This window comes from Geomicrobium sediminis (assembly GCF_016908595.1).
In the GTDB taxonomy this organism is placed as follows: Bacteria; Bacillota; Bacilli; order Bacillales; family Marinococcaceae; genus Geomicrobium_A; species Geomicrobium_A sediminis.
Genome location: NZ_JAFBEC010000008.1, coordinates 65,387 through 79,483, shown reverse-complemented (window position 1 = coordinate 79,483; position 14,097 = coordinate 65,387). Strand labels below are relative to the sequence as shown.

Genomic DNA, 14,097 nt, shown 5'->3' with positions numbered 1-14,097 from the left:
TTGACGAACCAATTACAACAATTAGCAGAAAATGCTCGAACACACGCATATGTCCCTTATTCCACATTTCAAGTAGGTGCAAGCCTTGAGACGGAAGATGGTACGTTATACAGCGGGTGTAACATTGAAAATGCGTCTTACGGATTGACGAATTGTGCCGAAAGAACGGCCATTTTTAAAGCGATGTCAGAAGGGCATCGGAAAATCAAAAAACTTTATGTAACAGCAGATACGAAAGGACCAGTTTCGCCGTGCGGAGCTTGTCGTCAAGTGATTGCTGAATTTATGGACCAAGATGGAGAGGTTATTCTCGCCAACGTAAACGGAGAGAAGCGCTCGGTTACGATCCAACAATTATTGCCAGGTGCATTTGAAGCAGGAGATATGGATGAACAAAAATAATCAATTTAAATCGGGATTTGTCTCATTAATCGGTAGACCGAATGCAGGGAAGTCGACATTATTAAATCAAGTTATCGGCCAAAAGATTGCGATTATGAGCGATAAACCCCAAACGACACGTAATAAAATCCAAGCGGTTTACACGACAGAAAACGAACAGCTCGTATTTCTAGATACACCAGGCGTTCATAAGCCAAAACATAAGCTCGGTGAGTTTATGGTCAATCAAGCGCTAGACACGTTAAAAGAAGTTGACGTCGTCTTGTTCTTTATCGATGTTGCCGAACCATTTGGAAAAGGCGAAGAGTTTATCCTTGAATCGCTTAAAAAGATTCAGACACCAGTGTTTCTCGTAATGAACAAAATCGATAAAGTCCACCCAGAGCAATTGCTTGAGCGAATTGAAGAATATCGTCATCATTATGATTTCAAAGAGATCATTCCAATCTCAGCGTTAGAAGGGCAAAATGTTCCTGTCTTAGTGGAGAATCTCGTAAAGTACATGCCAGAGGGGCCGCAATATTATCCTGATGAGCAAATCACAGACCACCCTGAACGGTTTATTATTGCTGAGCTTATTCGTGAGAAGGTGCTTTATCATACTCGTGATGAAATCCCTCACAGTGTTGCGGTTGTCATTGATCAAGTGAAGGAACGCCCTGATCGCAAAACATATGTACAAGCAACGATTGTTGTTGAGCGGAATTCTCAAAAAGGAATTGTCATCGGAAAACGTGGGGCGATGTTAAAACAAGTCGGACAAGAAGCGCGAAAGGATATTCGCAAATTACTTGGAACAGACGTGTTTCTAGAACTATGGGTTAAAGTGCAAAAAGATTGGCGAAACAAAGCGCGATTTTTGAATGAACAAGGCTATTCGAATCGAGAATAAGTAAATGTCGTGCAAAAACAATAAGATTTACTCGAAACAATGGTGATCTACTCGAAGCCATTGTTTTTTTTCGTTGGACAACTTATAGTCAACATAACGATTATGAACGTCAGATAGCGGGTAATAACCCAAGTATTACTACTTATGAAGAATTGCACTTATGCTCATTCTAAACATATGTTACTTTAAAAGGGGTGCTTTCTTATGTTGAGTTATTGGAAGTTATTTTCTTTAACCGGGAATTTGGATTCGTACCTATTGCATAAAGAAAATGAATGCGTTGATGATGGGGAAGAAAGTCTACACGAAATAGAAGAACAAGATAGTGAATGATTACTGAGGAAGAAGCGACGACATGTTAGACAAAAGCGAAGGGATCGTCATACGGACTATTCCATATGGCGAGTCCCATATCATTGTAAAAGTGTACACGAAAGAGCGTGGCAAAATTGCTTTAATGGCGAAAGGCGCAAAGAAACCAAAGAGCCAATTTGCTGCAATTGCTCAACCTTATGCACATGCATATTTTACGTTTTATTATCGGCAAAGCATGAGCACGTTGTCACAAGGAGAAATGTTACATTCGTTCCGTCATTTGCGTGAGAATTTGGATAAAGGGGCTTATGCTGCGTATTTACTCGAGTTGCTCGATGCAGCGACAGAAGAACACGTGCCAAGTCCAGCTACGTTTTCTCTTATCTTATCGATGCTCGGTCGATTAAGAGACGGTGATGACCTTGACGTAATTAAGATGTTATTTGAACTGAAGATGACGCATTTGTTAGGCATACGCCCACAATTAGACGCTTGTGTAAACTGTGGCAGAACGTCAGGTGTGTTTTCGTTTTCAGTTCGAGAAGCTGGATTTCTATGTCATCATTGCATAGAGATTGATCCGTATCGTTATTCACTGGATGATAAACAAGTCAAGTTGTTACGAATGTTATATTACGTAAAGCCAGACCAACTCGGTCAACTCGCATTAAACGACCAGAATAAGATTGCGTTAAAGACAGTGATCGACGGCTATTATGAGTCGTATGCTGGATTAAATTTAAAAACGAAACGTTTCTTAGATCAATGGGTGAATTGGAACCCTGATCTACCTAAGTAGCTTGCTCTTTAGAGTTGACAGTCTTTAATTTTTTATGTATGATAACTTTTACGACTAACTACATAATTCACGATGAGAAAGAGGAGTACACAGAGACTTGTCGTTTTTAGCGAGTGTGGGAAAGTGCAAGCCACGTAACGATAACTGTGGAAGGAACTTTTGAGTGAATAGAACTTAAGTGGTGCGATTTGCACAATTAGGGTGGAACCGCGGTTATTAATCGTCCCTAGCTCAAAAATGAGCTAGGGGCGTTTTTTGCTTTTACGTAGATGAAGAAAGGGTAGGGATTAAACACATGAATGTTCAACAAGTCATTCTTAAATTACAATCGTTTTGGGCTGAACAAAACTGTTTTATTATGCAACCGTACGATGTAGAAAAAGGCGCAGGAACGATGAACCCAATGACATTTTTACGAAGCATAGGGCCAGAACCGTGGAATGCGGCGTATGTCGAGCCTTCAAGAAGACCATCAGACGGCAGATACGGAGACAACCCAAATCGTCTGTATCAGCATCATCAATTTCAAGTCATTATGAAACCATCGCCTCCAAACATTCAAGAGTTGTATCTTGAAAGCTTAAAGGCACTTGGCATTGATCCTTTAGAACATGATATTCGGTTTGTTGAAGACAATTGGGAAGATGCCACGCTAAATGCATGGGGTCTTGGTTGGGAAGTTTGGCTTGACGGAATGGAGATTACGCAATTCACGTACTTCCAGCAAGTAGGTGGGCTTGATGCGGATCCAGTCGCGGTTGAATTAACGTACGGTTTAGAACGACTCTGCTCTTACATTCAAGACAAAGAAAATGTGTTTGATCTAGAATGGGAAGCAGGCTATACGTATCGTGATATCTTCTATCAACCAGAATTTGAGCATTCGACGTACACGTTTGAAGTGGCCGATCATGATATGCTTCAGAAGTTGTTTGTGACGTACGAAAAAGAAGCAGGGATTGCACTCGATAAAAACCTCGTCTTCCCGGCTTATGACTATATTTTAAAGTGTTCACATACGTTTAACCTGCTTGATGCAGGTGGTGCAATTTCAGTAACAGAACGAACGGGATACATTCGAAGAGTGAGAAACCTTGCTAGAAAATGTGCATCCATTCATTATGCTGAACGTGAACGTTTAGGATTCCCACTACTAAAAGCAGAGAAAAAGGGGGAAGCGTAACGATGGGTAAGGCATTAGTACTTGAATTAGGTGTTGAAGAAATACCAGCACAACTTGTTGATCTCGCACAGAATACATTTGAAGCAAACATTCGAACTTGGCTAAAAGAAAATCGCTTAGATTACGATCAGTTACAAGGCTTCTCGACTCCGAGGCGTTTTGGCGTTACCGTTTCCAATTTAGCAGAAGAGCAACCAGATGCAGTTGAAAAGTCTAGAGGTCCTGCAGTATCCATTGCTAAAGACGAAAACGGTGAGTGGACGAAAGCTGCAATTGGCTTTGCTAAAGGAAAAGGCTTAGACGTTGATGACCTTACAGTAGAAGAAACAGAACAAGGCACGTACGTGTATGCGGTGAAAAAAGTAAGTGGTGTAAAAACGATTGATTTGTTAAAAGAAACATTTCCGTTGTTTTTAAACATTCCATTCCCTAAAAGCATGCGTTGGGGCTCAAATAAAACGAGATATGTACGACCAATTCATTGGCTCGTTGCATTGTATGGGGATGCGGTCGTTGATGGCAGTGTTGCAGGCATTAAAGCTGGAAGAACGACGAGAGGACACCGCTTTTTAGGAGAAACAATTGACGTTTTGCACGCCGATGAGTTCGAAGAAAAACTTTTGAGCGAGTATGTGATCGTTGACCCAACGAAGCGCCAAGATGCAATTCGTCAACAGATCGGCTTACTAGAAGAAGAGCACAATTGGAACGTTGATGTTGAGGAAGGCTTACTACAAGAAGTCACGAACCTAGTTGAATACCCAACAGCATTGTTTGGCTCATTCTCTGAGGAGTTTTTGCAGCTTCCGGATGAAGTGTTAATTACATCAATGCGTGAGCATCAACGTTATTTTGCAGTACACAGTCAAGCAGGTGAGTTGTTGCCTTACTTTATTACTGTTCGTAATGGGGATCATCGTCATCTGGAGAATATTCGCCGAGGCAACGAAAAAGTGCTACGTGCACGACTTTCAGATGGTGTGTTTTTCTACAAAGAAGATCAAAAGCACTCTCTTGACACGTTAGTTTCCCGTATGGACGTTATTGTTGAACACGAGAAAATTGGAACGATCAAAGAGAAAAGTGAACGCACGAAGCAGTTGGTTGAGAAGTTATCAAGTGCAATTAGTGAAAGTGGCGATGTGTCATCAAACGCGGCACGTGCTGCTGAATTTTTAAAGATCGACCTATCTACGAATATGGTTGATGAATTTCCAGAGTTGCAAGGCTTAATGGGTAGTGATTATGCAAATCGACTTGGGGAAAATGAAAAGGTAACAACGGCAATTCGAGAGCATTATTTGCCACGATTTGTCGGTGATGACTTGCCAACAGCCGTTGAAAGTGCGCTAGTTAGTGTATCTGATAAGCTTGATACGATTACGAGTTCGTTCGCAATTGGACTCAAACCAACGGGTTCACAAGATCCTTACGGTTTAAGAAGGCAAGCAGCGGCAATTGTTAACGTAACACGCCACTTTAAGCTTTCCTTTACGTACGAAGCGTTACGTGATTATGCAATTGAGATTTCTAATGCAGCTGCATATCCATCAGAAACCGAGTCGTTAAAGGATGACTTGGATGAGTTTTTCAAACTTCGCTTTAAAGCAGCACTAGAGGAGCGAGGCATTTCTTACGATATTATTGAAGCGATTCTCGTATCGCCATTCGGACGAATTGATGTACTATTTGATAAAGCTGACGTATTACAAGAGCTTCATCACACAAAGCGTCTTAAAGACGTAACTGAAGCATTAAGCCGTGTGAATAACATTGCAAAGAAGCAAGAAGGACCAGCCGATGTTCAAGTTGCTTTGTTTGAAAAAGACGAGGAACGAGAACTGTACGATGCTTACGTTTCATTGAAAGATGCACTCAGCGTGAAGCTTTTGAATGGTGAAGTATCAAGTTCATTTGAAGAACTAGAAAAACTTGCACCAGTCATTCACCGTTACTTTGAAGGTATTATGGTTATGAGCGACAATGATCAATTGAAGCAGAATCGTTTAGCACAAATGCAAGTTCTCTCATTGGAGATCAGTCGCTTTGCGCAGTTCCAAGCCCTCGTTTTACCTTCTTGATGAATACACTAAGCGGTAAAGGCGGTGATGAGCCATCGAATTGACGAGTCGACAAGAAAAGATACTAGAAATTGTAAAGCAAGAAGGTCCGATTACTGGTGAGAAAATCGCTGAGAAGTTGTCGCTTACCCGTGCTACATTACGTCCAGACTTAGCCATTTTAACGATGGTCGGGTTTCTTGGGGCAAGACCTCGTGTCGGTTATTACTACACAGGTAAAGCTGGTGCGGAAATCCCTTTAGAACAGCTAAAAAATATCCGTGTAAAAGATTATCAATCCATTCCAGTCGTCGTTAAGGAGTCAGATTCGGTTTATGATGCCATTAGCACGATGTTCCTTGAAGACGTTGGGACCATTTTTGTGTTAGATGCGAAGTCAAACCTTGCAGGAGTGCTTTCTAGAAAAGACTTACTTCGAGCAAGTCTTGGTAATCAAGAATTAGAATCGATGCCAGTAAGCATTATTATGACGAGAATGCCTAATATAACAGTTTGTTATAAAGATGATTTAATGATTGAAGTATGTAAGCGACTCATTGAAAAACAAATCGATGCCTTGCCGGTCGTTAATCGTAAAAGTCCTAGGGAGTTTGAAGTCATCGGCCGTATTACAAAAACGACGACGACCAAGCTTCTCGTGGATCTAGTGAATCGAGATCTGCCGCTAAAGGAGGAGAAATATGACTAAATTTCAGGCGCACCCGATCGTTTATGTTGTCTCAGATTCTGTGGGAGAGACTGCGGAATTAGTCATTCGAGCGGCTGCGAGTCAATTTGGAGAGACGTCAATTGAAGTTCGGAGAATTCCTTATGTTGAAGATGAGGCAACCATCAATGAAGTAATCTCACTTGCAAAAGATGTAGGCGCAATGATTGCGTACACGCTCGTCGTTCCTGAGATTAAAGCGTACATGCAAATGTCTGCAGAACGTGAGAAAGTAGAAGCGGTTGATTTACTCGGTCCGATCCTTGACAAATTAACGACGTTGCTTCAGTTGCAGCCAAAGTATGAGCCAGGTCTCGTCTATCGTTTAGATGAAGATTATTTTCAAAAGGTCGAGGCGATTGAGTTTGCCGTGAAGTATGATGATGGTCGTGATCCACGTGGTGTATTGCATGCAGATATCGTCTTAATCGGGGTGTCAAGAACTTCGAAAACGCCGTTATCCCAATACCTTGCACATAAACGATTAAAAGTGGCCAACGTACCGATCGTACCAGAACTCGATCCCCCTGAAGAACTTTTTAAGATTTCACCTGAAAAATGTATCGGCTTGAAGATTTCACCGGAAAAACTCATTGAGATTCGTTCAGAACGCTTAAAGTCACTTGGCTTAAAGGCAGAAGCGAACTATGCAAGCTTAGAGCGAATTAAGAGTGAATTAGAGTATTCAGAAGCGATTATGGAACGCATCGGATGTCGTGTCATCGATGTATCTAATAAAGCAGTTGAAGAAACTGCCAATATCATTTCGAGCTACTTTAAAGCTTAAAATAAAATCGATGCGGAAACGAACCATTCACTTTCCGCATCTTTTCACTTGAAATCGACGAAATTCGAGCTTTTTTTTAGACAAGTATAGTCAACGAAATAAAATTCAATTATAATAGTGTAATGCGTAGAAGTGACGTCTATTATATTTTTTAACGAATAGACGTTTTTTATAGAGGTATAATGCAGTTTTTGTAGAATTGGTTTGCAATGTAGGCAAGTTTGGGTAAAGAATACGAGTTAGCGATCGTCACCCTTAGCTATTATTGTCAGAACTTATTTGCAAACTTTATTCATTTTTTGATGTGCCAAACAATAAAATCGAACGATGTGGTGGTGATCGTTGATTGTCTCATCCAATACCGGAATCGCTCATCCAAGAAGTTCGTGAACGAGCGGAGATCGTCGATGTAATTGGTGAAGTCGTTCAACTGAAGAAGCAAGGGCAAGGGCGTTACGTCGGACTATGTCCTTTCCACGGTGAGAACACACCTTCTTTTTCAGTATCAAAAGATCGACAGCTGTATTATTGTTTTGGTTGTGGGGCGGCTGGGAATGTCATTTCATTTATGACAGATTACGAAAAGCTGTCTTTTCGTGATGCCATTATCCGCCTAGCTGAAATGACAAATGTTGATGTATCTGAAGTGGCTACAGATGAAGATAGTTCGGACGTTCATGATCCGCTTAGGCGCGCTCATGAGTTAGCTGCCCGGTTTTATCACCATTTGTTTATGAATACAGAACAAGGTCGCAATGCTTTTCAATATATGGAAAACCGTGGTCTTACTGAACAAGCGTTACTTCATTTCCAAATTGGTTACGCGCCAAATGAACGTTCGTCACTTACAACGTTACTCGAAAAGCGTGAGTTTGATGTTCAGTCACTAGAATCTGGTGGACTGTTACAGTTTCCTGAAGACGGACGAAAAGCGTATGATCGTTTTCACAACCGGGTAATGTTTCCTTTGCATGACCTTCAAGGTCGAGTTATTGGCTTTAATGGGCGAACGCTTCACAAAGAATCGAAGCCGAAGTATTTAAATAGCCCTGAAACCGAACTGTTCAAGAAAAATGAAATCTTATACGGGTTTCATTTGGCGAAACAAACGGTTCGAAAGAAAGATCAACTCGTATTGTTTGAAGGTTGCATGGATGTGATTTCTGCCTGGATGGCAGGTGTTGATCACGGCATGGCAGCGCTTGGGACATCGCTTACGACGCGGCAAGCGAAATTGATTCGCAAGTTAACAGAGAACGTCGTTCTCTGTTATGACGGTGATCATGCCGGGCGCGAGGCGGCTTTTAAGAACGCACAAAGCTTACAGAGCGTCGGTTGCAACGTTTTAATTTGTCCAATTCCAGATGGTAGCGATCCTGATGAATATATTCAGACACAAGGTCATGAAGCATTTCGAACACTCGTCTACGAACGTTCTCAATCGGTAACGTCGTTTAAAATCCAATCGTTAAGACGTGAGAAAAACTTACAGCGAGAAGGAGAACAACGCTTATATATCGAACAGGTATTAGAGATACTTTTAGACATCGAAAGTGCCATTGATCGAGAATATTATTTAAAGGAGCTTTCTTTTGAATTTAACCTTTCGATGGAGGCGTTGCACACTGAATTAAATGATCTTTCCAGGAAACAACACGTTCACGAACGGAGCAACCATCAGAATCGATCTGTAACGACTGAGCAGCGACCAGCTCCAATGAAATCGAAGCCTAAGCCCGAAACCGGGTTAATGCCTGCGTTTCATAACGCAGAACGCATGTTATTAAAAGCGATGATTGAAGAAGAGGAATGGGCGCAAGCGGTTGAAGAAGCAATCGGTGGTAACTTCAATGTTGATCAGTACGCAGCCATCGCGGCTTATCTGTATGCCTATTATGCAGAAGGTCGTCAAGAAGGCGGTAATGAGTTTGTTATGTATGTAAAAGACCCTGACTTGGCAAGAATTGCAACAGAAATTGTTTTTGAGCCAAGTGTAGAAATGACCAAAGAAGCCTTTGAAGATTATATCAACTTGGTTAAGAACTATCCAACTTGGGTAGAAATAGAAGGAAAAGAACAAGAACTTAAGAATGCTGAACAACGAAAAGATATAGAAGCCGCGGTACAAATTGGGAATCAATTGATTGCTCTTAAGAAGAAATTCGGGAGCAAACTCCCATTTAAGCGTACGAGAGTACGCTAAAATACACGCATTTTTGTTAAGTGTTTTCGTTTGGAATTGGAAGGAGGGAGATCGAATGGCAGAGAAACCATCTCGCTTAGCTGAAGGTGAATTGTCGATCGATCAAGTCAAAGAGCAGCTCGTTGAAATTGGAAAGAAACGTGGTGTACTATCCTACACCGAGGTTACCGAGAAATTAGCACCGTATGATCAAGACTCAGACCAAATGGATGAATTTTTTGAGTATCTTGGTGAGCAAGGTGTCGATTTGCTCAACGAAGGCGAAGAAGTCCCTAGTATGGATCAAGTGGCAAAAGAGACAGATCTTGATCTAAATGATTTAAGTGTACCACCAGGTATTAAGATTAACGACCCTGTTCGTATGTACCTTAAAGAAATTGGACGTGTTCCATTGCTTTCTGCAGAGGAAGAAATCAATCTTGCCAAGCGGATTGAAGAAGATGATGAAGAAGCAAAGCGTCGTCTAGCAGAAGCAAACTTGCGTCTCGTCGTTTCCATTGCCAAACGTTATGTAGGGCGAGGAATGTTATTCCTTGATCTCATTCAAGAAGGTAATATGGGTCTTATTAAAGCGGTAGAGAAGTTTGACTATAATAAAGGGTTTAAGTTCAGTACGTATGCAACTTGGTGGATTCGTCAAGCGATTACGCGTGCGATTGCTGACCAGGCGCGTACAATCCGAATCCCAGTTCACATGGTAGAAACAATTAACAAGTTGATCCGTGTGCAACGTCAATTGTTGCAAGATCTTGGACGCGAACCAACTCCAGAAGAAGTATCTGAGGAAATGGACCTTACACCAGATAAAGTGCGTGAGATCTTAAAGATTGCACAAGAGCCAGTGTCATTAGAAACACCAATTGGTGAAGAAGATGATTCTCATCTTGGTGACTTTATTGAAGACCAAGAAGCGCTAGCACCATCTGATGCTGCAGCTTATGAGCTTCTTAAAGAGCAACTTGAAGACGTCCTAGATACACTTACTGACCGTGAAGAGAACGTACTGCGTCTACGCTTCGGTCTAGATGACGGTCGTACGCGTACACTTGAAGAAGTAGGTAAAGTGTTCGGCGTAACACGTGAGCGAATTCGTCAAATTGAAGCGAAGGCCTTGCGTAAGTTGCGTCATCCTAGTCGTAGTAAGCGTTTGAAAGACTTTATGGAGTAGAAAGTTCGTTATGCGGGTTGCACTCCTAATACTGCAACCCGTTTTTTTCATATTACCGAGCTTTCAATCGAAATGCAAATTACGTCAAAGTAAAAATGACAATTTACGAAAACAAACGGCGGAAGACTTTTCTTTCATCTAGTTTTCGTATAAAATAAAAACCGAATCGTTTTTCTACGTATACATAAAGTTATGTTTGAGGAGGAAGGCTCGTGAAGGGACAACCATTAATACCATTCGCTATTATTGCGGGGGTTGGTATCTTGTTAATCATTACGTTTTCGTTCATCGGTTTAGGTGCTGGTGGCGACGATGCTGATGATAATGGAGATTCAGGATCTGGCGATCCAGTCGAGATGGCTGATGCATTGTTTGAAGATAACTGTCTAAGCTGTCACGGCGATAATGGAGCTGGAGGTTCTGCACCACCAATCGCTGGTATGGATTCAGAAGCAGTACTTCAAGCGATTGAAGAAGGACCAGGAATGATGCCTGCAGATTTAGTAACTGGTGAAGAAGCTGAAGCTGTAGCTGAGTACGTTGCAAATCAATAACAATGAAAAAAGGAGCCCTGTAAGGCTCCTTTTTCTATGATTGGCGTTTTTTCGTCAGGGAAAGAGGGTACAAACATGATGCACGTTGAACAGCTATCTGAGCGTTTACGTTTTATTGCCTTGAACACTCCGAGAAATACGACAGTTGCAGATATCGGAACCGATCACGCGCAACTGCCTGTTGCATTAGCTCTTGACGGATTGATAAAAAAAGCAGTAGCAAGTGATGTAAATGGTGGACCATTCCAAAATGCACTTCGAAATGTAAGCAATCATCAGTTAACAGAACTGATTGAAGTACGACATGGTAATGGTTTAACGACGATTAAAGAAAGTGATGAGGTAGATGTGATTACGATCGCTGGTATGGGTGGTGGTCTGATCTGTGACATTCTAACTAAAGGAAAGCGGCACTTATTTAATGCTAAGACGTTAATATTACAAGCGAACGTTGCAGCAGAGCTCGTTCGATCATGGTTGCATAATCACGGTTACAAGCTTCAAAATGAAACGATGATTCAAGAAGGTGAACACTTCTATGAAGTAATCGTTGCAGTGAGTAACGATGAAGCAGTCGTTGATCCTTACGAAGGTGTAGACGAAACGTTAGCGATGCGTTTTGGACCGTTGTTAATGAAAGAGCAGTCAGATGCGTTTATGCAAAAATGGCACAATGAATACGCGCATTTACAACGAATTAAAGAGCAAATTGCGATTGCGAACCATCAAGATTTAAATAGCAACGAAGCTTACGTAAGAATTCAAAAGCAAATCGATCAAATTGAGGAGGTCATTCCGAATGTCAGCAACAGTACAAGAGGTCATTAACATCGTCGAAGGCTTTGCGCCAAAGTCATTGGCTGTTGATGGAGATCCTATAGGGCTTACGGTTGGGGATGCCAATGCAGTCGTTACACGAGTGATGACTACGCTTGATGTGACCGAGCAAGTCGTCGATGAGGCAGTAGAAAACGGAGTGAACATGATTGTCGCTCATCATCCACTTCTATTTGTCCCTTTACAAGCCATCGATGTGAACGCACCTAAAGGAAAGATTGTGCACAAATGTTTAACGAATAACATTAGTGTTTATTCAGCTCATACGAACCTTGATATCGCTGAAGGTGGCGTGAACGATTGGTTAGCAGAAAAGTTAGGAATTGAAGACACAGAGGTACTTGTACCAACGGAAAGTGAAAAGCTATACAAGCTCGTAGCGTTTGTGCCGAGTGAAGATGCAGAGAAGGTGCGGGACGCGATTGGTGATGCTGGCGCTGGTCATATCGGCAACTATTCCCATTGTTCATTCTCTGCCGCAGGGACAGGCTCCTTTTTACCAGGCGATGAGACAAACCCGCACATTGGACAACAAGGTGTAAAGACGAAAGTAGATGAAGAGCGAATTGAAACGATCGTTCCTGAGCCGTTACATCAAGCTGTCATTCAAGCTCTTCATCGTGCTCATCCGTATGAAGAAGTTGCCTACGATCTTTATCCATTGGCACTTGATGGCAAATCGCTCGGTTTAGGTCGAATTGGCAAGCTACGTGAACAAACGACACTGAAACAATTTCTCGGAGAGATGAAAGAAACGTTTAAGATAGATGGACTTCGTTATGTTGGCGAGTTGGACCAACCGATAGAAACGGTCGCTGTACTAGGCGGCGATGGCAACAACTATTGGAAGAATGCCAAACAAAAAGGAGCAGATGTGTACGTGACTGGAGATTTAAAGTTCCATAACGCACAAGATGCTCAGATCGAAGGGCTTGCACTCGTTGATCCTGGTCACCATGTCGAAGAAGTGATGAAGCGTGGGCTTCTAGAAGTAATTCAAAACGAAGCAGAGAAGCGTGGACTAGTGATTGAAGTGATTGATTCTAAACTGAATACGGATCCCTTTTCATTTCTATAAAAAATCACCCCGGTTATGTCTAAAAAGGACAACTGGGGTGTTTTTCGTTATTCGTATTCTTTTTCAAACGTGATCGTGCTTCGAGTCGTATCGATGTGACGTACGGACTGTTCAATACTTTCTCGTTTCGGCTCTAAGAAAGGAGGTAAGGACAGTTTTTCACCAAGTGTTTCGTATGGCTCATCGCCCATAAAACCGGGACCGTCTGTAGCAAGTTCAAATAAAATGCCTTGTGTGACACGAGCATATAGGGAAGCGAAGAAGTGTCGATCAACAAAGCCTGAGTTTGGAATTTTATGGTTGTTGAGACGGTCGATCCATTCTTTTAAGACGGTTTGATCTTCAACGCGAAAGGCCGCGTGGTGTACAGTCCCATATCCTTGTCTTCCAGAAGGTAATACAGTATTGTGTTCAACGATCACTTGTGCGCCGTTTCCACCTTCACCGACTTCAAATAACGTGTGTGGAGATTCTTCTTTTACTTCACTGAATTGAAGCACTTGCTCTAGAAATGCGCCCATGCCTTCTTTTTGTGACGTTCGTATATGAACAGGCCCAAGTCCTGTAATTGCGTACTCTAATGGAATCGGACCTTCTTGCCAAGGAGTACCACTTAAAACGCCTTCGTTGTTCTCGTCCGAGATGAGTTGATACAACTGCCCGTCAAAGTCAGTGAAGTCAAGCACTCGTTTACCAAATTGTTGTGTGATTGCTTTATGCTCGACACCTAAGCGAGTGAACCGTTTTTCCCAATAGAGTAAAGCATCGTCGCTCGGAACGCGAAAAGAAGTTTTGTAAATCTCATCGTTTCCGTGTTGTCCTTTAGGAATTCCAGGGAAATCAAAGAATGTCATATCCGTTCCTGCTTGACCACGATCGTCAGCAAAGAATAGGTGATACGTTTGAATATCGTCTTGATTGACGGTTTTTTTTACGAGTCGCATTCCGAGTGTATACGTAAAAAACTCATAGTTTTTCTCAGCACTGCTCGTTATTGCTGTAACATGGTGGACGCCTTTAAGAGAATTCACGTCTAATCACACCTTTCAGGTTATCAGTTTAATTATAAACTAACAAATTGAATAAAAAAAA

Annotated in this window: 14 protein-coding genes; 13 read left to right on the top strand and 1 reads right to left on the bottom strand. The window is 41.9% G+C overall.

Going from position 1 to position 14,097, the window contains the following annotated elements; genetic code table 11:
* The 13 genes from JOD17_RS13850 to JOD17_RS13790 all read left to right on the top strand — a co-directional run bounded on the left by JOD17_RS13850 (nt 1) and on the right by JOD17_RS13790 (nt 13,005).
* Nucleotides 1-402 carry a cytidine deaminase gene (locus JOD17_RS13850; protein ID WP_204698461.1) on the top strand — a complete coding sequence of 134 codons (402 nt, stop codon included), beginning with the start codon at nt 1-3 and terminating at the stop codon, nt 400-402.
* Nucleotides 389-1,294, top strand: a complete 906-nt coding sequence (gene era / locus JOD17_RS13845; RefSeq protein ID WP_042359479.1) for a GTPase Era — start codon at nt 389-391, stop codon at nt 1,292-1,294. The genes JOD17_RS13850 and era overlap by 14 nt, the downstream gene beginning before the upstream one ends.
* A 204-nt stretch (nt 1,295-1,498) precedes the next feature.
* Nucleotides 1,499-1,627 carry a YqzL family protein gene (locus tag JOD17_RS13840; protein ID WP_081831508.1) on the top strand — a complete coding sequence of 43 codons (129 nt, stop codon included), beginning with the start codon at nt 1,499-1,501 and terminating at the stop codon, nt 1,625-1,627.
* A 22-nt stretch (nt 1,628-1,649) separates the two neighbouring features.
* Nucleotides 1,650-2,408, top strand: a complete 759-nt coding sequence (gene recO / locus JOD17_RS13835; protein WP_204698459.1) for a DNA repair protein RecO — start codon at nt 1,650-1,652, stop codon at nt 2,406-2,408.
* A 295-nt stretch (nt 2,409-2,703) separates the two neighbouring features.
* Nucleotides 2,704-3,591, top strand: a complete 888-nt coding sequence (gene glyQ / locus JOD17_RS13830; RefSeq protein WP_042359481.1) for a glycine--tRNA ligase subunit alpha — start codon at nt 2,704-2,706, stop codon at nt 3,589-3,591.
* A gap of 2 nt (nt 3,592-3,593) precedes the next feature.
* A complete protein-coding gene (gene glyS / locus JOD17_RS13825; RefSeq protein ID WP_204698457.1) occupies nt 3,594-5,672 on the top strand; it encodes a glycine--tRNA ligase subunit beta in 2,079 nt (692 codons plus the stop codon).
* Nucleotides 5,673-5,706: 34 nt separating this feature from the next.
* Nucleotides 5,707-6,360, top strand: coding sequence for a transcriptional regulator CcpN (ccpN, locus tag JOD17_RS13820; RefSeq protein ID WP_042413476.1), 654 nt, complete (start codon nt 5,707-5,709; stop codon nt 6,358-6,360).
* Nucleotides 6,353-7,165, top strand: a complete 813-nt coding sequence (locus JOD17_RS13815; RefSeq protein WP_042359482.1) for a pyruvate, water dikinase regulatory protein — start codon at nt 6,353-6,355, stop codon at nt 7,163-7,165. The genes ccpN and JOD17_RS13815 overlap by 8 nt, the downstream gene beginning before the upstream one ends.
* A 346-nt stretch (nt 7,166-7,511) precedes the next feature.
* A complete protein-coding gene (dnaG, locus tag JOD17_RS13810; RefSeq protein WP_204698456.1) occupies nt 7,512-9,368 on the top strand; it encodes a DNA primase in 1,857 nt (618 codons plus the stop codon).
* Nucleotides 9,369-9,423: 55 nt separating this feature from the next.
* On the top strand, nt 9,424-10,536 hold the full coding sequence (gene rpoD, locus JOD17_RS13805) for an RNA polymerase sigma factor RpoD (protein WP_042413484.1): 1,113 nt from the start codon (nt 9,424-9,426) through the stop codon (nt 10,534-10,536).
* A gap of 212 nt (nt 10,537-10,748) precedes the next feature.
* Nucleotides 10,749-11,090 carry a c-type cytochrome gene (locus JOD17_RS13800; RefSeq protein ID WP_204698455.1) on the top strand — a complete coding sequence of 114 codons (342 nt, stop codon included), beginning with the start codon at nt 10,749-10,751 and terminating at the stop codon, nt 11,088-11,090.
* 75 nt (nt 11,091-11,165) lie between these two features.
* Nucleotides 11,166-11,918: a tRNA (adenine(22)-N(1))-methyltransferase gene (locus JOD17_RS13795; protein WP_204698454.1), complete on the top strand. Its 753-nt coding sequence runs from the start codon at nt 11,166-11,168 to the stop codon at nt 11,916-11,918.
* The gene (locus JOD17_RS13790; protein WP_204698453.1) at nt 11,890-13,005 is read left to right on the top strand and encodes a Nif3-like dinuclear metal center hexameric protein; all 1,116 of its coding nucleotides are present in this window, start codon (nt 11,890-11,892) and stop codon (nt 13,003-13,005) included. The genes JOD17_RS13795 and JOD17_RS13790 overlap by 29 nt, the downstream gene beginning before the upstream one ends.
* A 47-nt stretch (nt 13,006-13,052) precedes the next feature.
* Here the strand turns inward: JOD17_RS13790 and JOD17_RS13785 are convergent, their stop codons facing one another.
* Nucleotides 13,053-14,036, bottom strand: coding sequence for a VOC family protein (locus tag JOD17_RS13785; protein WP_204698452.1), 984 nt, complete (start codon nt 14,034-14,036; stop codon nt 13,053-13,055).
* Nucleotides 14,037-14,097 lie beyond the last annotated feature (61 nt).